The 19,025-nt window shown below is 72.2% G+C and carries 18 protein-coding genes; 7 read left to right on the top strand and 11 right to left on the bottom strand.

Annotation, left to right across the window (positions count from 1 at the left end; all coding sequences use genetic code 11):
* Positions 1–16 precede the first annotated feature (16 nt).
* The 3 genes from ABD207_RS11840 to ABD207_RS11830 are packed head-to-tail and all read right to left on the bottom strand — an operon-like array spanning position 17 to position 4,358.
* Positions 17–1,210: a (Fe-S)-binding protein gene (locus ABD207_RS11840; RefSeq protein WP_344012293.1), complete on the bottom strand. Its 1,194-nt coding sequence runs from the start codon at positions 1,208–1,210 to the stop codon at positions 17–19.
* On the bottom strand, positions 1,207–2,586 hold the full coding sequence (locus ABD207_RS11835; RefSeq protein WP_344012292.1) for an FAD-binding oxidoreductase: 1,380 nt from the start codon (positions 2,584–2,586) through the stop codon (positions 1,207–1,209). Before ABD207_RS11835 ends, ABD207_RS11840 begins: the two co-directional genes overlap by 4 nt.
* Positions 2,586–4,358, bottom strand: a complete 1,773-nt coding sequence (locus tag ABD207_RS11830) for an L-lactate permease (protein WP_344012290.1) — start codon at positions 4,356–4,358, stop codon at positions 2,586–2,588. The genes ABD207_RS11835 and ABD207_RS11830 overlap by 1 nt, the downstream gene beginning before the upstream one ends.
* A 414-nt stretch (positions 4,359–4,772) precedes the next feature.
* Between ABD207_RS11830 and ABD207_RS11825 the strand changes: the two genes are divergently transcribed.
* Complete coding sequence (locus ABD207_RS11825; protein ID WP_344012288.1) at positions 4,773–5,453, top strand: GntR family transcriptional regulator; 681 nt, start codon at positions 4,773–4,775, stop codon at positions 5,451–5,453.
* A gap of 188 nt (positions 5,454–5,641) precedes the next feature.
* Here ABD207_RS11825 and alc read toward each other — a convergent pair whose 3' ends face one another.
* Together alc and allB are read right to left on the bottom strand one after the other, a co-directional pair.
* Complete coding sequence (gene alc / locus ABD207_RS11820; RefSeq protein WP_344012286.1) at positions 5,642–6,757, bottom strand: allantoicase; 1,116 nt, start codon at positions 6,755–6,757, stop codon at positions 5,642–5,644.
* A gap of 36 nt (positions 6,758–6,793) precedes the next feature.
* Entirely contained in the window at positions 6,794–8,134 is a 1,341-nt protein-coding gene (gene allB / locus ABD207_RS11815; protein WP_344012284.1) for an allantoinase AllB, read from the bottom strand.
* 310 nt (positions 8,135–8,444) lie between these two features.
* Here allB and ABD207_RS11810 point away from each other — a divergent pair, with 310 nt between their 5' ends.
* Positions 8,445–9,254 (top strand): IclR family transcriptional regulator, encoded by an 810-nt coding sequence (locus tag ABD207_RS11810; RefSeq protein ID WP_344012283.1) that lies wholly within the window; start codon positions 8,445–8,447, stop codon positions 9,252–9,254.
* A 110-nt stretch (positions 9,255–9,364) separates the two neighbouring features.
* Here the strand turns inward: ABD207_RS11810 and ABD207_RS11805 are convergent, their stop codons facing one another.
* Positions 9,365–9,679, bottom strand: coding sequence for a DUF5955 family protein (locus tag ABD207_RS11805; protein WP_344012282.1), 315 nt, complete (start codon positions 9,677–9,679; stop codon positions 9,365–9,367).
* 175 nt (positions 9,680–9,854) lie between these two features.
* On the opposite strand from ABD207_RS11805, the gene ABD207_RS11800 reads away from it, so the two are divergent.
* Positions 9,855–10,469, top strand: coding sequence for a nucleotidyltransferase family protein (locus tag ABD207_RS11800; RefSeq protein ID WP_344012280.1), 615 nt, complete (start codon positions 9,855–9,857; stop codon positions 10,467–10,469).
* 270 nt (positions 10,470–10,739) lie between these two features.
* Positions 10,740–12,365: a malate synthase A gene (gene aceB, locus ABD207_RS11795; protein WP_344012278.1), complete on the top strand. Its 1,626-nt coding sequence runs from the start codon at positions 10,740–10,742 to the stop codon at positions 12,363–12,365.
* A 71-nt stretch (positions 12,366–12,436) separates the two neighbouring features.
* On the opposite strand, the gene ABD207_RS11790 is transcribed toward aceB, so the two are convergent.
* Together ABD207_RS11790 and ABD207_RS11785 are read right to left on the bottom strand one after the other, a co-directional pair.
* A complete protein-coding gene (locus tag ABD207_RS11790) occupies positions 12,437–12,715 on the bottom strand; it encodes an Rdx family protein (RefSeq protein WP_344012276.1) in 279 nt (92 codons plus the stop codon).
* On the bottom strand, positions 12,712–13,626 hold the full coding sequence (locus ABD207_RS11785) for a HipA family kinase (RefSeq protein ID WP_344012274.1): 915 nt from the start codon (positions 13,624–13,626) through the stop codon (positions 12,712–12,714). The genes ABD207_RS11790 and ABD207_RS11785 overlap by 4 nt, the downstream gene beginning before the upstream one ends.
* Before the next feature lie 195 nt (positions 13,627–13,821).
* On the opposite strand from ABD207_RS11785, the gene ABD207_RS11780 reads away from it, so the two are divergent.
* Both ABD207_RS11780 and ABD207_RS11775 read left to right on the top strand, forming a co-directional pair.
* Positions 13,822–14,070, top strand: coding sequence for a hypervirulence associated TUDOR domain-containing protein (locus ABD207_RS11780; RefSeq protein WP_344012386.1), 249 nt, complete (start codon positions 13,822–13,824; stop codon positions 14,068–14,070).
* Positions 14,071–14,135: 65 nt separating this feature from the next.
* Complete coding sequence (locus ABD207_RS11775; protein ID WP_344012385.1) at positions 14,136–14,411, top strand: DUF3140 domain-containing protein; 276 nt, start codon at positions 14,136–14,138, stop codon at positions 14,409–14,411.
* On the opposite strand, the gene ABD207_RS11770 is transcribed toward ABD207_RS11775, so the two are convergent.
* Complete coding sequence (locus ABD207_RS11770; RefSeq protein ID WP_344012272.1) at positions 14,380–15,987, bottom strand: IucA/IucC family protein; 1,608 nt, start codon at positions 15,985–15,987, stop codon at positions 14,380–14,382. The genes ABD207_RS11775 and ABD207_RS11770 overlap by 32 nt on opposite strands.
* A gap of 119 nt (positions 15,988–16,106) precedes the next feature.
* Here ABD207_RS11770 and ABD207_RS11765 point away from each other — a divergent pair, with 119 nt between their 5' ends.
* Positions 16,107–17,612, top strand: a complete 1,506-nt coding sequence (locus tag ABD207_RS11765; RefSeq protein WP_344012270.1) for an IucA/IucC family protein — start codon at positions 16,107–16,109, stop codon at positions 17,610–17,612.
* Positions 17,613–17,640: 28 nt separating this feature from the next.
* Here ABD207_RS11765 and ABD207_RS11760 read toward each other — a convergent pair whose 3' ends face one another.
* Together ABD207_RS11760 and ABD207_RS11755 are read right to left on the bottom strand one after the other, a co-directional pair.
* Positions 17,641–18,150 (bottom strand): GNAT family N-acetyltransferase, encoded by a 510-nt coding sequence (locus ABD207_RS11760; RefSeq protein WP_344012268.1) that lies wholly within the window; start codon positions 18,148–18,150, stop codon positions 17,641–17,643.
* A 124-nt stretch (positions 18,151–18,274) separates the two neighbouring features.
* The gene (locus ABD207_RS11755; protein WP_344012266.1) at positions 18,275–18,943 is read right to left on the bottom strand and encodes a winged helix-turn-helix transcriptional regulator; all 669 of its coding nucleotides are present in this window, start codon (positions 18,941–18,943) and stop codon (positions 18,275–18,277) included.
* Positions 18,944–19,025: the final 82 nt, after the last annotated feature.

The raw sequence follows: 19,025 nt of genomic DNA, 5'->3' as shown, positions 1-19,025 counted from the left end.
GTGGGCGTCGGCTTTCTCAGGGCTGGTGAGCTCCGGTCTCGCCCACGGCGCCGGGTGCGCCCGCCATCGCGAGGAATTCGGCGAGGTGCACGGCGCGTACACGGGAGCGGCGGCGGCGCAGTCCCTGCTGGAGCTGGCGCAGGCACCCCGGGTTGACGGCGACGATGAAGTCGACGTCCATGCGGTCCAGATCCTCGAGTTTCGGGTCCAGCACGGCACGGCTGTCGGAGGGCCGGAGCAGGGAGTAGGTGCCGGCGGCGCCGCAGCACCGGTCCGCGCCGGGCAGTTCGACGAAGTCCGCGACCGCGGCGATGAGGTCACGGGGCGGACGGCTCACGCCGAGCCCGTTCCGCAGATGGCAGGAGTCCTGGAGGGTGGCCCTGGCCCTGCGCCCGTCGACCGTGACCTGGCCGGTGGGCCGGTGGCCGTCCCGGTCGAGGTACTCGCTCAGCTCCCGGACCCGGTCCCGGCCGAGGTGGTGGGCCAGATGGGCGGCGCAGCCGCCGGCCGTGGTCACGATGGTGCCGGGCAGCCGCTCGCCGAGGGCCTCGGCCAGTTCCGCGCCGGTGCGGGAGTCGCCGTTGTGGGCGTGCAGCGCACCGCAGCAGCCCTGCCCGGGCGGGACGGTGACCTCGGGGCACAGCTGCTGGACGGCGCGCGAGACCTTGGGGTACAGGCCTCGTTCGACGCAGCCGAGCACCAGGGATGCGGGCTCTTCCGCGGTCTGTGTCTCCGGTGGCTTCCCGGCGGGGCTGTCCCCGGCGCGGGCGTGGCGCCGTACCAGGCCCTGGAGCCGCAGCAGCCAGGGGCGTGACACCAGGGCCATCAGGAGGCGGGCGAGCCAGGGCCGGTGGCGGCCACGCCACTGGTGGTCGCGCCACTGCTCCAGCAGCAGCCCGTACTCCACGCCCGCCGGGCAGACGGTCTCGCAGGCACGGCAGCCCAGGCAGAAGGACGACTCCTCGGCCAGGGTCGGGTCGTCCTCGTCGAGGCGACCGGTCTCCAGCGCTCGCATCAGGGTGATGCGGCCGCGGGGAGAGGAGGTCTCCTCGCCGGTCAGGGCGTAGGTGGGACAGGCCGGCAGACAGAAACCGCAGGAGATGCACCTGTCCAGCAGGTCCTTGTCGAAGATGCCGCGGCCCTTCTCCGGCCCCGCGCCGTGGTCGTTCTGCTCCGGGCCGGCGCCGTGGTCGTTGGTGGGATCGGTCATGAGCCGAGCTTTCCGGGGTTGAGGATTCCTGCCGGGTCGAAGGCGTTCTTGATGCGGCGCAGCAGTGCGACCTGGTCGGCGCCGAGCCGGTCGGCCAGATACGGCAGCTTGGCGGCGCCCACTCCGTGTTCGCCGGTGATGGTGCCGTCCAGGGCGATGGCGGCGGCGAAGATCTCCGCGAACGCGGCGTGGGCGCGGTCGACGGCCTCGTGGTCGTCGGGGTCGAGCACGCAGGTGGGGTGGAGGTTGCCGTCCCCTGCGTGCCCGAAGGTGGCGATCGTCAGATCGTGGCGGGCGGCGATCTCGTCGATGCGGTCGACCATCTCGGCGAGCCGGTGCCGGGGCACGGTGGCGTCCTCCAGGATGGTCACCGAGCCCAGGCGGGAGAGGGCCGGCAGCGAGCAGCGCCGGGCGGCCAGCAGGGCGTCGGCGCGGGCCACGTCCTCGGCGAGGGTGACCTCCAGCGCACCGGCCCGGTCGCACACCTCCTGGATGCGGCCGAGGTTGGTGGCCACGGCACGGGCATCGCCGTCGTCGCCGAACAGCAGCAGTGCCCCGGCGTCCTGCCGCAGGCCGAGCCCGGCGAACTCCTCGACCGCGGAGATGCATTTGCGGTCCAGGAACTCCAGCGTGGCCGGGACGATGCCGGAGGCGATGACGTCCGCCACGGCCCGGGAGGCGTCGGCGAGCGAGGGGAAGTAGGCGACGCCGGTGCCGGTCTCCGCGGGTGCGGGCAGCAGGGCCACGGTGACCTCGGTGATCACCGCCAGGGTGCCCTCGGAACCGGTCAGCAGCCGGGTCAGGTCGTATCCGGCCACGTCCTTCCACAGCCGCCCGCCGGTGCGGATGATCTCACCGGTGGGCAGCACGGCCTCCAGGCCGAGCACGTAGTTGCGGGTGACTCCGTACTTCAGCCCGCGCAGACCGCCGGCGCAGGTGGCCACATTGCCGCCGACGGTGGACACGGTGCGGCTTCCGGGGTCCGGCGCGTAAAGCAGCCCGGCCTGGGCCGCGGCGTCGGCGAGCCGGGCCGTGGTCACCCCGGTCTGGACGCGGGCCAGCAGCTCCTCGGAGCTGACCTCCAGGATGCGGTCCAGCCGGGTCAGGGCCAGGACGATGCCGCCGGTCAGCGGCACGGTGCCGGCGCACAGGTTGGAACCGGCGCCGCGGGGCACGACCGGGACGGCCCGCTCGGTGGCGTACTTGAGGACGGCGGCGACCTCCTCGGTGCTGCCGGGGAGCACCACCGCCTGTGGCAGGGAGTGGAAGAGCGGTGTGGCGTCGCGCGCGTAGGCGGCCAGCGCGCCGTCGTCCACCCGTACGTGGTCCGGCCCCACGATGGCGGCCAGGTCTCGGGCCAGGTCCTTGCGGTCCATCAGCGCACCACCATCCAGTCCAGCACCGGGGTGGACTGCAGGTAGATCAGCAGGCAGATCGCGGCGAGCAGGCCGAGGCCCCAGCCGACCACCCGCCGGAAGAGTTCGCCCTCGCGGCCCTCGAGCCCCACCACCGCGGCGGCGATGGCCAGGCTCTGCGGGGAGATCATCTTGCCCAGCACCCCGCCGGTGGTGTTGGCCGCGGCGAGCAGATAGGGGGACATCCCGGTCTTCTCGGCCGCGGTGAGCTGCAGCAGGCCGAACAGGGAGTTGGAGGAGGTGTCGGAGCCGGTGACGGCGACACCCAGCCAGCCGACGATGGGAGAGAGCAGGGCGAACGCCGCGCCGGTCTGGGCCAGGAAGAGGCCGAGGGTGACGGTCTGGCCGGACATGTTCATCACGTAGGCGAGGGCGAGGACCGCCATGACCGTGACCACGGTCCAGCGGAACTGGCGCACGGTGTCGCCGTAGGCCCGCACGCCCCGCATGACGCCGATGCCGTAGAGCGCGGCGGTGATCAGACCGGCCAGCAGCAGGATCGTGCCGCCGGCGTTGAGCAGGTTGAAGGTGAAAGTCGCGGAGGCGAGCGGCTTGCCGGAGCCGTCGGTCACGTCCAGGCCGGGCCAGGCGAACTTCCACCCCGAGTGCGCGTCCAGCCAGGTCTTCACCGGTCCGAAGGTGGCCACGGCGAACAGCACGACCACGGCGAGGTAGGGAGCGAAGGCCATCAGGGCGGATCCCTCACCGGTGCGCCTGCGCCGGTCTGCGGCCGTGGAGTTCACGCCGGTCGAGCCCGCGTTCGCGGCGCCCGCGTCCGCGTCCGTGGAACCCGCCTTCGCGGCGCCCGCGTCCGCGGAGCCGGACTCCCCGGAGCCGGAGTCCGTTGCGTCACCCGTGCCGGCGGAGCCTCCGCCGGCCGCGGCCGGTGTCCCGGCCCGCGCCGCCAGCGTCTCCTTGGGCTGCCAGACGCGGAGCATCAGCACGACGGCCAGGGCGCCGGCGAAGGCCGCGACGATGTCGGCGATCTCGTAGGAGAGGAAGTTGGCGCTGACGAACTGGGCGGCGGCGAAGCCGAATCCGCCGGCGAGGGCGACCGGCCAGGTCTGCCGCACACCGCGCCGGCCGTCCACCATGAACACCAGCACCAGCGGCACGAACAGGGCCAGCAGCGGCGTCTGACGCCCCACCATCGCGCCCAGGTCCGCGGCGTCCAGCCCGGTGATCTTGGCAAGGGTGGTGATCGGGACGGCGATGGCGCCGAACGCCACGGGCGCCGTGTTGGCCACCAGCGAGACCGCCGCCGCCTTCATCGGCCGCAGCCCGACCGCCATCAGCATCACCGAGGAGACCGCGACCGGGGTCCCGAAGCCGGCCAGCGCCTCGAGGAGCGCGCCGAAGCAGAAGGCGATGATGACGGCCTGGACGCGCTGGTCGTCGGAGAGCGAGCCGAACGCCCGCCGCAGTACCGCGTCCCAGCCCGTGAGCTCGGTCAGTTTGTAGATCCACAGGGCGTTCAGCACGATCCAGATGATCGGGAACAGACCGAAGGCGGCCCCCTCCCCCGCCGCCAGGGCCGCCTGGCCCACCGGCATCTCATAGGCGAAGACGGCGACGCCGAGGGCTGCGGCGAGCGCCACCAGTGAGGCCTGCCATGCCTTCCAGCGCAGACCGCCCAGCAGTACGAACAGCGTGACCAGGGGAAGTGCGGCGCACAGCGCGCTCCACCCCAGGGATCCGGCGACAGGGTCGAAAACCTGTTGGTAACCGGTCATGGCAGATCCTTGCCTCTCTCGATGGGCTGCTTGTGGCCCCCGTCACCCCACAGGGCGGGTTGATTGTTTGACAATGACTCTTGTCTGTCAATGGATCCGGCACGACTTGCTCGCGGGTCACAGATGGCGATTCAGACCCACGACGTGGGGCGGACTCAGCCCAGCGGCAGGAACGGCGCGGCACACAGCGCATGCCTTCGGGGCGACCCGGCGACCGGGCCGCCGACACAATCGGCAACGGCAATAAAGACGGCGGTAGAGGGAGTCGGCCATGGCGAGCTCCTCGCCTCAACGGGCGCCTCTGCACGGCCCCCGTTTCACGTGATCCGGCGATTGTCAGACAGTGACACCTGTCCGTCAACGGGTCTGACCTGACATATGGGAGAATGGGGCCGTCCCTTCACGGAGGTGTTCATGGCCCAGGACGCCGCCCTCAGGCTGTCCACGGTCTCGGTCGTCGAGGCCCTCGCCGCGTCACTGCGCGACCGCGTGCTCGACGGGCAGATCCCGCCCGGCACCACCCTCGCCGAGACCGAGATCGCGAATGAGTACGGTGTCTCCCGCCCCACGGCCCGCAGCGCCATCACCGCCCTGGTGTACGAGGGACTCCTGCACCGCGAGGCCAACAAGGCCGCCTATGTGCCCCGCCTGACCCGTGAGGACGTCGAGGATCTCTTCCTGGTCCGCACTCCGCTGGAGACCGAGGTGGTGCGGGTTCTGCTCGAGCGCGGCACCGTGCCCGTGGGCCCCGCCGAGCGCGCGCTGGAGGACCTCGACCGGCTGGAGGAGGACGCGCCGCACAGCGCCTTCGTCGAACCGGATCTGCGCTTCCACCAGTCCTTGATCGATGCCGTCGGCAGCCCCCGGCTCAGCCGGCTGTACCGGGGCATCAAGGGCGAGATACACCTGTGCATGGTGCAGACCCGGCACACCCTGGGACGCGATCGCATCGTCGCCGAGCACCGCCGGATCCTGCAGGCGCTCCAGGCCAAAGACGCCGACGAGGCGATCGCCCGGATGCGCGCCCATCTCGACGGCGCCTGCCGCTCCCTGCAGCAGGTGTTCCTCACGGTGGGGGCTGAGGAGAAGCGGTAGGCGGGAACCGACTTCCCGTGGCCGGACGCCTGGCCGCGATACCACATGGCGACCGCCCGCACCGTGACCTTCTCACGTAATCGGTCAGCGATGCGGGTCGGCCGCCCGGACGACCCGGTGAGGGTCAGTCAGTTTTCGAGAATCTCGTCAAAGGATCAAAGGAGCAAAGGCAGCCACCTCGTCAAAGGTCAGCCGCCCAGCTCCTGGTGACGGGCCGTCAGGCGTCCCGCGCCGGTCTCCGTGAGCGAGCCGTGCAGACGCAGCCGGGAGATGCCGCCGTCGGGGTAGATGTCCAGCCGCGCATGGGTGCCGGTGACCGGCTCGGGCAGCACGAAACGGTGGTTGGTGTCGGGCTGGAGGCGGGTGCGCGGCAGGGCCTGGACCCACTCGCCGTCCTCGCCGTCCTTGACCGACACCGACGCCCAGCCGGCGCTGTTGCCCTTCAGGTACGCGGTGTCGATCTCGATGGCGCGGATCCGGGACTGCTCGACGAGCCGGTACCGGATCCAGTCGTTGCCCCGGTCGCGGCGCCGGCGCGTCTCCCAGCCGTCGTCCATCTTGCGGGAGCGGCCCGGCTGGATGGTGTTGGTGGCCGGTGAGTAGAAGAGGTTCGAGGCGTCCTCGACCTGGCCGCCGTTCTCCAGGGCGACGACGTCGAAGGTGCCGAGGGCCTGGAGCCAGGCGGGGTCCGGGACGACCTCGCCGTGGACGCGCAGGCGCGCGATGCCGCCGTCGGGGTGCTGCTTGAGGCGCAGGTGGGTGAAGCGCTGCTCGACCGAGACGGCGAAGCCGTTGGCCGCGTGGCCGCCGACCGGGGTGCGCGGGACGAGGGTGGTCCACTTGATGTCGTCGCCGAGGAGTTCCTCGGGTGACGGGGAGCCGGGCACGCAGGTGCCCTCGACGGACACGGCCTGCGGGTAGTTGCCGCGGAAGTGGGCGGTGTCCACGACGATCCCGCGGACCACGCCGGGTGCGCCGAGCCGGATCAGCGCCCAGTCGTGGTCGTCCTCGGCCGGCCAGGGGTGGTCGGCGGAGCGGCCGCGCCGGCGGCGGGTCTCCCAGCCGTCCATGATCTTGCCCTTGTGGCCGAAGTGCTCGGGGTCGAACTCGGCGCGCTCGGGCAGCAGGAGGTTCTCCCGCTGGGCGAAGAACTCGTCGTTGGCGGCGATGACACCGGCACCGAGGCGGCGGTCGGCGAGGTTGGCGTAGTGGGTGAAGGGGAAGTCGGCGGTGCGGTAGTCCGCGTAGGGGTCGCCGCCCTGGTAGGGGCTGGCGTCGCCGGTGAAGGTCTCGATCGCCGTCACGGTGGTCTGTTCCTGCCTTTCGTCTTCTGGGCGTCGTCAGCGGGTGCGGGTGAGCAGCCGGCCCTGCGGTGCGGTGAACTCGCCGTCGGCGACGATGCGCCGGCCGCGCAGCCAGGTGGACCTGACGACGCCGTACAGGGTCCTGCCCGCGTAGGCGGTCACACGGTTGCGGTGCTGGAGGGCGGCCGGGTCGACGGTGAAGGTCTCGTCGGGCGCGAGGACGGCGAAGTCCGCGTCACGGCCCGGGGCGATGGCACCCTTGCGGTCGTCGAGGCCGACCAGGCGGGCGGTGCGCCCGGACATCCAGCGCACCACGTCCTCGAGGGTGTGGCCGCGCCTGCGGGCCTCGGTCCAGACGGCGGCGAGGCTGAGCTGGAGGCCGGAGATGCCACCCCAGGCGGTGGCGAAGTCGTCGGTCTTGAGGTCGGCGGTGGACGGGGAGTGGTCGGTGACCACGCAGTCGATGGTGCCGTCGGCCAGCGCCTGCCACAGCAGGTCCTGGTTGGCGGCCTCGCGGATGGGCGGGCAGCACTTGAACTCGCTGGCCCCGTCCGGGACTTCCTCCGCGGTGAGGGTCAGGTAGTGGGGGCAGGTCTCCACGGTGACGCGCACGCCCTCGGCCTTCGCCTCGGCGATCAGCGGCAGTGCGTCACCGGAGGACAGGTGCAGGATGTGCACGCGGGCACCGAAACGCTTCGCCTGCGCCACCAGGTGGGCTATGGCGGTGTCCTCGGCGACGCGCGGACGGGAGGCGAGGAAGTCGGCGTACCTGGGTCCGCCCTGCTGCGGGGCGGCGGCGAGGTGGTGCGGGTCCTCGGCGTGCACGATCAGCAGCCCGTCGAAGGCGGCGATCTCGGCGAGGGAGCGGGCGAGCTGCTCCTGGTCGAGGTGCGGGAACTCGTCGACGCCGGAGGGCGACAGGAACGCCTTGAAGCCGAAGACACCGGCCTCGTGCAGCGGGCGCAGGTCCTCGACGTTGCCGGGCACGGCGCCGCCCCAGAAGCCGACGTCGATGTGTGCCTTGTCGGCGGCGGTCTTCTGCTTGACGCGCAGGTGGTCGACGGTCGTGGTGGGCGGGAGCGAGTTGAGCGGCATGTCGACGATGGTGGTGATGCCGCCGGCCGCCGCGGCCCGGGTGGCGGTCCAGAAGCCCTCCCATTCGGTGCGGCCGGGGTCGTTGACATGCACGTGGGTGTCGACCAGGCCGGGCAGCAGGACGTCGTCGCCGAGGTCCTCCAGGCGGGCGCCGGCCGGCACGGGGGCGTCGTGCGGGCCGACGGCGGTGATCGTGCCGTCGGCGACCGTGACGGTCGCGGGGCGCGTCCCCTCGGGGGTGATGACACGCGTCGAGCGCAGCACCAGTTCGGCGTCGGACACCCGGACCCTCCTGACCTGTTCGCGGTGGCCGCCGAGCGGTCGTCGCCCGGCGGGTTTCCCGCCCGGCGGCTTTCCATCTGACGGTTTTCCACCTGGCGAAATTCAACGTTCTGTTGAAGGAGTCTTCACTCCCGCTCCGGCCCCGTCAAGGGCACACTTCCCCTCCGGGGCCCACCGGCAGCCACCCTAGACATTTCCACAACTCGGAAATAGAATTCCGCCACGCAGAACGTAGTGACGCACAAACGGGCAGTCAACCTGCTGCCGGGTAGGCTTTGGCCCTTCCTGCCAGTCCCGAAAGGAACGCGCCGTGCCGACGTCCAGCGCCAGCACCACCGACTCCGCCAGGACCGCCGCCCCCAGCGGTGGCGTGCAGTCCCTCGAGCGCGCCTTCGATCTGCTCGAACGCATGGCGGACGCGGGCGGGGAGGTCGGTCTGAGCGAGCTGTCGGCGAGCAGCGGACTGCCCCTGCCGACCATTCACCGTCTGATGCGCACCCTGGTGGCCTGCGGCTACGTCCGCCAGCAGCCCAACCGCCGCTACGCGCTGGGGCCGCGGCTGATCCGGCTCGGCGAGTCGGCGTCCCGGCTGCTCGGCACCTGGGCCCGCCCCTACCTCGCCCGCCTGGTCGAGGAGACCGGCGAGACGGCCAACATGGCGCTCCTCGACGGAGACGAGGTCGTGTACGTGGCACAGGTGCCGTCGAAGCACTCGATGCGGATGTTCACGGAGGTCGGCCGGCGCGTGCTGCCGCACTCCACCGGCGTCGGCAAGGCGCTGCTGGCCACCTTCCCGCCGGAGGAGGTACGGGCCCTGCTCGCCCGCACCGGCATGCCGGCGGCGACGGACAAGACCATCACCACGCCGGAGGGCTTCCTCGCGGCCCTGGAGGAGGTACGGCGCCGCGGCTACGCGATCGACGACAACGAGCAGGAGATCGGCGTCCGCTGCCTGGCCGTCCCGGTCCCCGACTCGCCCACGCCCGCGGCCATCTCCATCTCCGGCCCGGCGGGCCGCGTCACCGAGTCGGCCACGGACAGGATCGTCCCGGTCCTGCAGCAAGTGGCCACGGAACTCTCCGAGGTCCTCACGACCTCGGGCGGCACACAGGCTTCCTGAAACACACCGGCTTCCTGAAACACACAGGCCCCTGAAAAGGAAGCGGTCACCCCGCGTAGGCGACGATCACCCCGCTTCACCCGCCCGGGAGGTGCTCGTACGGGTGTGCGTCAATTGCGGGATGACGGACTGAAGAGCTCCACCGCCTCGCGGACCTCGCGGAGGGCGCCGCGCAGGGCGCTCACGGAGCCGATCGCGGCGGCGATGAGAAGTAAGGAGCGGCGCAGGCGGGGCACGTCCGGGCTGCCGCTCAGGGCCATGGCGTCCAGGGCGGCCAGTTCTTCCTCCGCGATGCCCCGGTCGGGGAACTCCGCCGGATGGGCGGCGAGTTGGCGGCGCAGCCGGGACACGGCCGTGCGCAGCTCCGTCACCCGCGGATCCTCGTGACCGCCGGCCACGCGTCTTTGCTCCACGCTCCGCAACACAGTCCTCCCCCAGGTACGTCGTTGTGCGCTCGCCGCCCCGGCACTCCGTCTCCCCGCCGGTTTCGGTGCGCGCCAGTAAACGCCACCCAGTGCCGCGCGCGCCAGCCCGCTGCGTCATCGAGTTGCTCCGCAGCGTGACATCGGCGCGCGGGCGAGCGTGGGGTAGGGAGGAGGCATGACGACACGAGGGACGGGCGGCGGACGCGCCCCGGTCGCGGGGCTGCTGCTCGCGGCCGGCGGCGGGCGCCGCCTCGGCGGGAGGCCCAAGGCACTGCTCACCCACCGCGGGCGGCCGCTGGTGGAGCACGCGGTGCGGGTGCTGCGCGAGGGCGGCTGCGCGCACGTACATGTGGTGCTGGGGGCGCGGGCGGAGGAGGTGCGGGAGCGCGCCGCACTGCCCGGCTGTGTGCTCGTGGACAACCCCGGCTGGGAGCAGGGCATGGGCACCTCCCTGCGGGCGGGGCTGGAGTCGCTGGCCGGGACCGGTGCACGGGCGGCGCTGGTCACGCTGGTCGATCAGCCCGGCATCGGCGAGCGGGCGGTCGCCCGGGTGCTCGCCGCATACGAGACACCGGATTCGCTGGCCTCCGCCACCTACCGCGGGGTCCGCGGGCATCCGGTGCTGCTCGGCGCCGCGCACTGGGACGGCGTCGCCGCGACTGCGACCGGCGACCGGGGGGCACGCGCCTATCTGAAGGAGCACGAGGAGCGGATCGCGCTCGTCGAGTGCGGGGACGTGGCCGATCCCCACGACATCGACACCGAGGCCGACCTGGCGCACCTTGAGTGAACCGGCCCACCCGACCTCGAGTGAGCCGGCCCGGCCCACCTGGAGTGAGCCCGTCCGAGCCCGCCCCACCCCGAGTGAGCGGCGTGGCACTCAGCGCCACCTTCGCTCGACCCAGAGAATCTCGACATCAACAAACCATTGAACTTCCACTATGAGAAAACTACTATCCACTGCTCAGAAGGGCCCGGCCCCTCTCCGGGCGTTCCCAGCCGTACCCGGGTCGACTGGCACCCGGTGCCACGCCCTGCACGCGTAAGGAAGTGACAGCTGATGTCCGCACCAGCGCCGTCCCCGCTGGCCATCGTCGACGCCGAGCCCCTGCCCCGGCAGGAGGAGGTCCTCACCGAGCCGGCCCTGGCCTTCGTGGCCGAGCTGCACCGGCGGTTCACGCCCCGGCGTGACGAGCTCCTCGCCCGCCGCGCGGTACGCCGCGCCGAGATCGCCCGCACCTCCACCCTCGACTTCCTCCCGGAGACCGCCGCCATCCGCGCGGACGACTCCTGGAAGGTGGCCCCGGCTCCCCCGGCCCTGGAGGACCGCCGTGTCGAGATCACCGGCCCCACCGACCGCAAGATGACCATCAACGCCCTCAACTCGGGCGCCCGGGTGTGGCTCGCCGACTTCGAGGACGCCTCCGCTCCCACCTGGGAGAACGTGGTCCTCGGCCAGCTCAACCTGATCGACGCGTTCACCCGGAACATCGACTTCACGGACGAGCGCACCGGCAAGACCTACGCCCTGCGCCCGAACGAGGAGCTGGCCACGGTCGTGGTGCGCCCGCGCGGCTGGCATCTGAACGAGCGTCACCTCGTCGACGCCGACGGCACCCCGGTCCCCGGCGCGTTCGTCGACTTCGGCCTGTACTTCTTCCACAACGCCCAGCGTCTGCTCGACCTCGGCAAGGGCCCGTACTTCTACCTGCCGAAGACGGAGTCGCACCTCGAGGCCCGTCTGTGGAACGACGTCTTCGTCTTCGCGCAGGACTACCTGGGCATCCCGCAGGGCACCGTCCGCGCCACCGTGCTCATCGAGACGATCACGGCCGCCTACGAGATGGAGGAGATCCTCTACGAGCTGCGCGACCACGCCTCCGGGCTGAACGCCGGCCGCTGGGACTACCTGTTCTCCATCATCAAGAACTTCCGTGACTGCGGGCCGAAGTTCGTACTGCCGGACCGCAACGCGGTGACCATGACCGCCCCGTTCATGCGCGCCTACACCGAACTGCTGGTCCGCACCTGCCACAAGCGGGGCGCGCACGCCATCGGCGGCATGGCGGCCTTCATCCCCTCCCGGCGCGACCCGGAGGTCAACAAGGTCGCCTTCGAGAAGGTCCGCGCCGACAAGGACCGCGAGGCCAACGACGGCTTCGACGGCTCCTGGGTCGCCCACCCCGACCTGGTGCCGATCGCCATGGAGTCCTTCGACAGGGTCCTCGGCGACAAGCCCAACCAGAAGGACCGGCTGCGCGAGGACGTACACGTCACGGCCGAGGATCTCATCGCCATCGACTCCCTGGACGCCAAGCCGACGTACAACGGCCTGGTCAACGCCGTGCAGGTGGGCATCCGCTACATCGAGGCGTGGCTGCGCGGCCTCGGCGCGGTCGCCATCTTCAACCTGATGGAGGACGCGGCCACCGCGGAGATCTCCCGCTCGCAGATCTGGCAGTGGGTCAACGCGGGTGTCGTCCTCGACAACGGCGAGAAGGTCACCGCCGACCTGGCCCGCAAGGTCGCCGCCGAGGAGCTGGCGAACATCCGCGCGGAGATCGGCGAGGAGGCGTTCGCCGCGGGCAACTGGCAGCAGGCGCACGACCTGCTGCTGAAGGTCGCCCTCGACGAGGACTACGCCGACTTCCTCACCCTGCCGGCGTACGAGCAGCTCAAGGGCTGACAGCACCCAAGGGCCCGCAGCGGCTCGAGGGCCCGCAGCGGCTCGAGGGCCGGCGCCGCCGTTCAGGCGGTTCACTTCTCCGAGTGGCCCAGGGGTTTCCCCGGGGCCACTCGGTCGCGTACGGCCCGCTTCACCGCCGTGGGCTCCGGGAAGCCCTGCTCCCGCCGGTCCCACACCACCTCGTCCCCGACCCGGACCACGAAGACGCCGCCGGTTCCGGGCTTGAGCGCCAGCTCGGTCAGCTCCTGCTCGAAGGTGGTCAGCAGCTCCTGCGCCAGCCAGGCCGCCCGGGGCAGCCAGCGGCACTGGGTGCAGTACTCGATCTCCACGCGCCGGTCGCCGGTTGTCATCGCAGGTGCACCGTCCCGTCCTGTTCCACCGCCGGCCGGCCGTGCAGGTCGGGCACCTGCTTGAGCCAGTCCGGGCGGCCCTGTTGCGTCCGTGCCGCACGGAGGGCGTTCTCCGCTGCGATCTCCTCGGCCGAGGGGAAGTCGGTCGGCAGCCACGCGGCGGAGGCCCGCGCCCGCGCGTGCAGGTGGCTCACATACGCCTCGCGGGCCGCGTCGGGCGTGGCGAACCCCGGCTCGTCGGCCAGCCAGGCATCCGGCACCTCGGCCGCGATGGACCGCAGCAGCTCCTCGGTCACCCTGGGCGCGAGTTCCGCGTCGGCGGCCCGCACATCGGGCCCGTACCGGCCGAGCGCGTGATGCCGGAAGTCGTACGCCTTCGCCGGGTCGCTGCCGTCCCAGCGGTGGTGGAAGACGAGCGCCGCGCCGTGGTCGATCAGCCACAGCCGGGGCGGGGCCACGCCCAGCGTCGGCCACAGCACCAGGTTGGAGCTGTGCACGGTGCGGTCGACGTTCACGGTGAGCGCGTCGAGCCAGACGATCCGCCCGGCCTCCACCGGGTCGACCGTGAACTCCTCGGCCACCTCGGGGGTGAAGTCGCGCGCCCCCGGCAGGAAGTCCATGCCGAGATTGACCCCGGCGCTGGAGGCGTGCAGTTCCCGCACCTCCTGGTGCGGCTCGTCCCCGGCGATCGAGGGGTCGAAGTGCACCAGCACCAGCTCCGGGAACCGCAGTCCGAGCGCCCGCGCCAGCTCCCCCACGATCACCTCGGCGACCAGCGCCTTGCGCCCCTGCGCGGAGCCGGTGAACTTCACGACGTAGGTGCCCAGGTCATCGGCCTCGACCACACCGGGCACGCTGCCACCGGTGTGCAGGGGCTCGACATAGCGGGTCGCGGTGACCTCGGTCAGCATCTCCCAGACTCCCGGCGTTCGGCACGAAGAGTGCATAGTAACCGAGGGCCGTAACCGAGGGTCACCTTCCGACCAGTGCCTCGACCGCCGTGACCGCCTCCGCCCGCGTGCCGCCTTCGTGCCCGGATGCAGTCCCGCAGGTGGTGCCACAACCTGAAGAAGGACCGGCCTCCGGTGCCGGCGAAGGAGTGGATCGTGGCCGAGAAGAAGGACAAGGACGACCTGAGCAGGGGCGAGAAGGTCTCGTGGAGCAGTCACGGGCAGGACGTGCCGGGCAAGGTCAAGAAGAAGATCACGGAGCGCACCCGGGCCTCGGGACGGACCGTGGACGCCTCGCAGGACGAGCCGCAGTACGAGGTCGAGAGCGACAAGTCCGGCCGCACGGCCGTGCACGAGCCGCAGGCGCTGCGCCGCCGGGACAGCGGTGCGGACGAGCGCTCGTGACGGCCGCGAAGGGCTCCGGCGAGGACCGGGACGAGACGCGCAAGGCGTTCGGTGAGGCGGTGAACATGACCGCCGCCGAGCTGGAGAAGTGGCTCGGCACCGAGGAGTCGAAGAGCGCGGGGCAGAGCGACGGGGGCGAGAGCGTCGGCCATGCCTCCGGACGGCGCATCGTGGAGCTGCTGCGCACCAGGAAGGACGACCTGACCGAGGACGACCTGGGCCATATGCGCAAGGTCGTCGGCTACGTCCACCGGCACCTCGCCCAGCGGCCTGGCGGCGATGTCACCGGCACCACCTGGCGTCACTCGCTCATGAACTGGGGCCACGATCCCCTGAAGTAGGCGCGCCCGGGGCGGGCGCGCGCAGCGGGTTGGGCAGGGGGCGGTAGCGGGCGGCGGCGCCGTCCGCGGCGGTCCAGCGCAGCAGGAGGTTCGTCTTGCCGGGGAGGGTGGGCGCGGTGAGCAGGGCGGCGGCCTCGGGCAGGCCGTGGCGGGCGACCTCGTGACGTACCGCGGGCCAGGGGTCGAATCCGGGGTGGAGATCGGCGAGGGCGGCGGCCACCTCGGCGAGGTGATTGACGATCAGGCAGTACACCAGCCGTTCCCAGCCTGCCTCCCGGGACACCTCGGGCGGGCGCGGCGTCCCCGCCGCCCCTCGCACGAGCTTCACGCCCTCGGCGTCCCGGAACAGGGCCTGCACGGGGGTGCCGCTGCCGTCCACGGCGATCAGGGTGTTCTGCAGATGCGCCTCCAGGACCACTCCGTGCTGTGCGAAGACGGCCAGGACCGGCGGAACCACCTGGGTCAGATACGCCTGCCACCAGGCGTCCGGGCCGGGAGGTTCCGTGGGGAGCGGGCTGCCGTCGAAGCCCTCGACCAGCGCGGCGGCGAGATACGGCGTGGCGCCGGGCAGCAGATGGGCGCCCAGTCCGTCCCGGACGACGACGGCCAGTTGCTCGTAGGCGAAATCGGCGGTGCGGTGGCCGCGGTCGCTGAGCCAGGCCGCCGTGCCGGCGCCCGGTGCGGCGGGCCCGGCGCACCGGGCGAAGGCGGCGCGCACCGCGTCGTCCGTGGCGCGCAGCCGGGTCAGGTCGTGCCGCCACAGCCGCCGGATGTCGTTGGTGATGCGCACATCCAGGCTGAACTTGCAGAAGAGGTCCAGCTCCGGCGCGTACACGGTGCGGATCGCGGCGGTCGGCCAGACCGGGAACGGGGTGGTGCCGAGCCGGAGGAGCCGGCCGTCGGCGAAGGCCGGGGCGAGATCGCGGGCCGCCAGCTCCAGCTGCCAGGGGTGGGCGGGCAGCAGCCGGTAGCCGGGCGGGGCGGTGCCGAGGAGGTCCAGCGCCGCGGTGTCGCCGTCCTCGACGACGGCGTCCTCGCGCAGGGCGAGCAGGGTCAGCGGGAACCGGGCGTGCGCCTCGGGCGCGTACGGCAGCCAGCTGGCCGCGGGGCCGCCGCCGCGGGCCTTGGGTGCCGGGTGGTGGGTGTGGCCGGTGACCAGGCTCTGCTCGGAGCGGAGGTAGGGGTCGCCGGGCGGGGTGGCGGCGGCGCGGGCGGCGAGCAGCGCGGCCACCGCGTCCCGGCTGTCGATCATCTCACCGGGCAGCTCGTGGTTGGACACGCCGGTGTGGCGGCGCAGCTCCTCGGCGGCGAGCTTCACCAGTTCGACGTGGCCGATGCGCTGCCAGGCGCCGTCGGTGAACACCTCGGGCCCGGTGGGGCGCCGCCCGCCGCGGACCCGCAGCAGGCGCCCGGTGCCGGGCAGCCGGTAGGTGCGGCGGTCGCCCGTGCCGTCCCCGGGGAGCCGTTCGGCCACCTCCCGCAGCAGGCAGTTCAGCAGGGGCACGGCCGCGTAGGCGTCGGCGCGCCCGGCCTGATCGGCGCGCAACCCCGAGTCGTCGTCTGCGTGCGGGGGCATGCGGTCAACGCGTTCCACTGGTTCCCTACGGTCTGTCCGGGCGGAGACGATCAGTATGTCTGCCGTGCACCTCCCCTTCGTCCCGTCCGTCCACCTTGCGTACCCCGAGGAGTCCGCCCGTGCACCGTCCCTCCGCCGCCGAGACCGCGGTGGCCGACGAGCTGGCCGCCGTACGGCCCGCCCTGCTGCCCCGGTACGAGCGGGAACTGCCCGGAGCCCGTGCGGCCGTGCTGACCCGGCTGTGGCGGGGCCTCGCGCATGAGCCCCTGCCGTGGATCGACCGCCGGGAACGTGGCGGTGACGGGCTCACCCTGCACCTGACGGACGGGCGCCGGCTGCACGGCCCGTGCGCGGATCCCTACGCGACGGACGCGTATGCCGCGGTCGTACGGCTCGGGGAGACGGACTACGACGATCCGGCGCGGCTGATGACCGATCTCGCCGTACCCCGGTCGGCGTCCTTCGGGGCCGAACTCGCCCACAGCGTCGCCTCGTTGGCCCTCTCACGGGCCGGCGACGATCATCCGGACGAGTGGCCGGACACCGACTGGGAGTGGGAGCAGCGGGTGACCGACGGGCACCCTTTCCACCCCAACTGCCGCTCCCGGCCCGGCTTCTCGGTGGCCGAGCAGCTGGCCTACGCTCCCGAGCACGGACCGGTGGTCGACCTGGGTCTGCTGCCGGTGCCGGCCGGGGAGTGCGTGGTCAGCGGGGACTGGCCCGGCCGGCTGCGGGACGGTGGGCGGCTGCTGATCCCGGTCCATCCCTGGCAGGCGGAGCACGTGCTCAAGCGCGGCTGCGAGGCGCGGCTGGGCGCGCATCCGCTGATGGCGCTGCGCACCCTCGCGCTGCCCGGCGGCGGCCCGCACGTCAAGACGGCGCTGACCGCCCGGCTGACGTCCTCGGTGCGGGACATCTCGCTCGGCTCGATCACCGCCTCCGCGGAGCTGTCGCGTTTCGGGGAGGCGATGGCGGAGCACACCGGCGGTCTGCTGCACATCACCCGCACGCTGGGCGCCGCCGCGGGCTCCCCCGACCTCGCCGCGGTGCTGCGCGAGTCACCGCAGCGGTACGCGGGACCCGGCAAACGCGTCCTCCCGGTGGCCGTCCTGGCGACCACCGGGCTGCCCGGCTCCCCCGCCTGGTCGGCGCGTTTCGCCCGGCTGACGCTCACCGTCGGTCTGCGGCTGCTGGAGCTGGGCGTGGCCCTCGAGGCACACGGCCAGAACCTCCTCGTCGTGCTGTCCGGCGAGGGCGAGCCGCTGAGGCTGGTCTACCGGGACCTGGCCGACCTGCGGGTGAGCCCGGCGCGGCTGACCCGCCACGGCATCCCCGTCCCCGGCCTGCCGGCCCGCATGCTCACGGACGACGAACGGGTGCTGCGCCGTAAGCTGTTCGGATCCCTGGTGGCGGGATCGCTGGCCGGCGCCACCGGCTCGGCCGGGCTGCTCGGGGCTGCGCTGCGGGCGGCCGTGACCGACGACCTGCCCCGCACGGCGGACCTGCCGGCGCTGCTCGACGAACCGATCCCGGCGAAGGCACTGACCCTGATGCGCCTGTCACCCCGCACCCCCGCCGACCTGTGGACCGAACTGCCCAACCCCCTTCACACCGGTGCGGCGTGAGCCGGGGCCAGACCTGTGAGTGCTGGCGTCAGCGCAAGTCCTTCGCCGGGTCGATGGCCCAGTGGTTGGTCTTGAGGACTCGCCCTGCGACGGTCGCCTCGGTTTGCGAGAGGAGGCGGAACCCGACGGAACGGCAGATACCGTTCGACGCCGCGTTGTTCGTTGCCGGAAAGGCATGCACCAGGCCCCAGCGGTTCTGGTCCCTGGCTTGTTCCAGAAGGGTGCGGACTGCGCGTTTACCGAAGCCCTGCCCTTGAAATGCGGGCCGAACCATCCAACCGATCTCGGACATCGGCCCGTCGCCGGTGTCGTGGGACCAGATGGTCACCGTCCCGGCCACTACCTCTGGGGTGGCCCCATCGGGAATGATCATCTTGAACCATGCGAGGTCGTCCGCTGCCTTCCGGGCATCCCGACGGACCTTGTCCGCCATCCCCTCACGCGGAACGGGCCCACCCAGGTCAGCCATCATCACGGGGTCGCACCGCATCCGGATGTAGGCATCGACGTCGTCCGGTGAGACGTTCCGCAGCTGCACTACTCCTCCTTGGCCCCGTCGGGATGGTCCCACGGTCCGAGAGGGCGATCACCAGTCGCCCCGTCCAGGGCCTCATTCATGATCGTCATGCCGGTCATCCTGCCGGCGGGCGCCGGCAGTCCGCTCAGGTCTCCGGCGTCGCCCCGGCGGTGCCTTCTGCCGCGTTCTCCCGCAGCCACTTGGCGAGGGTGCCCTCGCCGGTCACCTGGACCCGGCCGGTGCCGACCGCTTCGCCGAGCGGGAGTTCGCCGCGGCTGATCGCGGTGCAGGTCGCGGTGTCGAGCACCAGCACGGCGTCGGCCTCGTCGGGCGCCGGACCGTCGCCGTAGACGGGGCCGTCCTCGGCACCTACGTACAGATGGAACTGCCCTTCCTCCAGCCGCACTTCGACCAGCCCCTCGCCCTCCAGCGAGCGCAGCAGCGGCAGGGCGAACCAGTGCGCCCGCACGGCGTCGGTGGGCCGCCGCTCCCCCAGCGCCTCCTGCCCCCAGGCCCCGAGCGCCTGCAGCACGGGCAGCAACTCCCGGCCCCGCGCGGTCAGTTCGTAGACGTAGGCGGCACCGGGCGGGGCCAGCCGCCGCCGGGTGGACAGCCCGTCGCGCTCCATGTCCCGCAGCCGGGAGGCGAGGACGTCGGTGCTGACACCGGGGAGGTCCGCGTGCAGGTCGGTGTAGCGCCGCGGGCCGGCCAGCAGCTCCCGGACGATCAGCAGGGTCCAGCGGTCGCCCACGGCGTCGAGGGCACGGGCGACGGAGCAGTACTGGTCGTAGCTACGGCGAGCGCGAGGTGACATGCGGCGCAGTCTAGACAAGTTGTTGGACTTTCCAAGCGCCTACTTGGTAAAACCAAGCAGCAGCAGTGATCTGAGAGGTGGC

The sequence above is a fragment of the Streptomyces thermospinosisporus genome (assembly GCF_039526425.1).
Taxonomy (GTDB): domain Bacteria; phylum Actinomycetota; class Actinomycetes; order Streptomycetales; family Streptomycetaceae; genus Streptomyces; species Streptomyces thermocarboxydovorans.
This window is presented reverse-complemented; position numbering and strand designations above follow the sequence as displayed.

Bases quoted from the DNA above. Each gene is read 5' to 3' on its own strand.
- ABD207_RS11840 (WP_344012293.1), bottom strand. From the start codon at position 1,210: ATGACCGATCCCACCAACGACCACGGCGCCGGCCCGGAGCAGAACGAC.
- ABD207_RS11785 (WP_344012274.1), bottom strand. From the start codon at position 13,626: ATGCTGACCGAGGTCACCGCGACCCGCTATGTCGAGCCCCTGCACACC.
- ABD207_RS11770 (WP_344012272.1), bottom strand. From the start codon at position 15,987: ATGCCCCCGCACGCAGACGACGACTCGGGGTTGCGCGCCGATCAGGCC.
- ABD207_RS11835 (WP_344012292.1), bottom strand. From the start codon at position 2,586: ATGGACCGCAAGGACCTGGCCCGAGACCTGGCCGCCATCGTGGGGCCG.
- ABD207_RS11830 (WP_344012290.1), bottom strand. From the start codon at position 4,358: ATGACCGGTTACCAACAGGTTTTCGACCCTGTCGCCGGATCCCTGGGG.
- aceB (WP_344012278.1), top strand. From the start codon at position 10,740: ATGTCCGCACCAGCGCCGTCCCCGCTGGCCATCGTCGACGCCGAGCCC.
- ABD207_RS11755 (WP_344012266.1), bottom strand. From the start codon at position 18,943: ATGTCACCTCGCGCTCGCCGTAGCTACGACCAGTACTGCTCCGTCGCC.
- ABD207_RS11790 (WP_344012276.1), bottom strand. From the start codon at position 12,715: ATGACAACCGGCGACCGGCGCGTGGAGATCGAGTACTGCACCCAGTGC.
- ABD207_RS11825 (WP_344012288.1), top strand. From the start codon at position 4,773: ATGGCCCAGGACGCCGCCCTCAGGCTGTCCACGGTCTCGGTCGTCGAG.
- ABD207_RS11800 (WP_344012280.1), top strand. From the start codon at position 9,855: ATGACGACACGAGGGACGGGCGGCGGACGCGCCCCGGTCGCGGGGCTG.
- ABD207_RS11775 (WP_344012385.1), top strand. From the start codon at position 14,136: ATGACCGCCGCCGAGCTGGAGAAGTGGCTCGGCACCGAGGAGTCGAAG.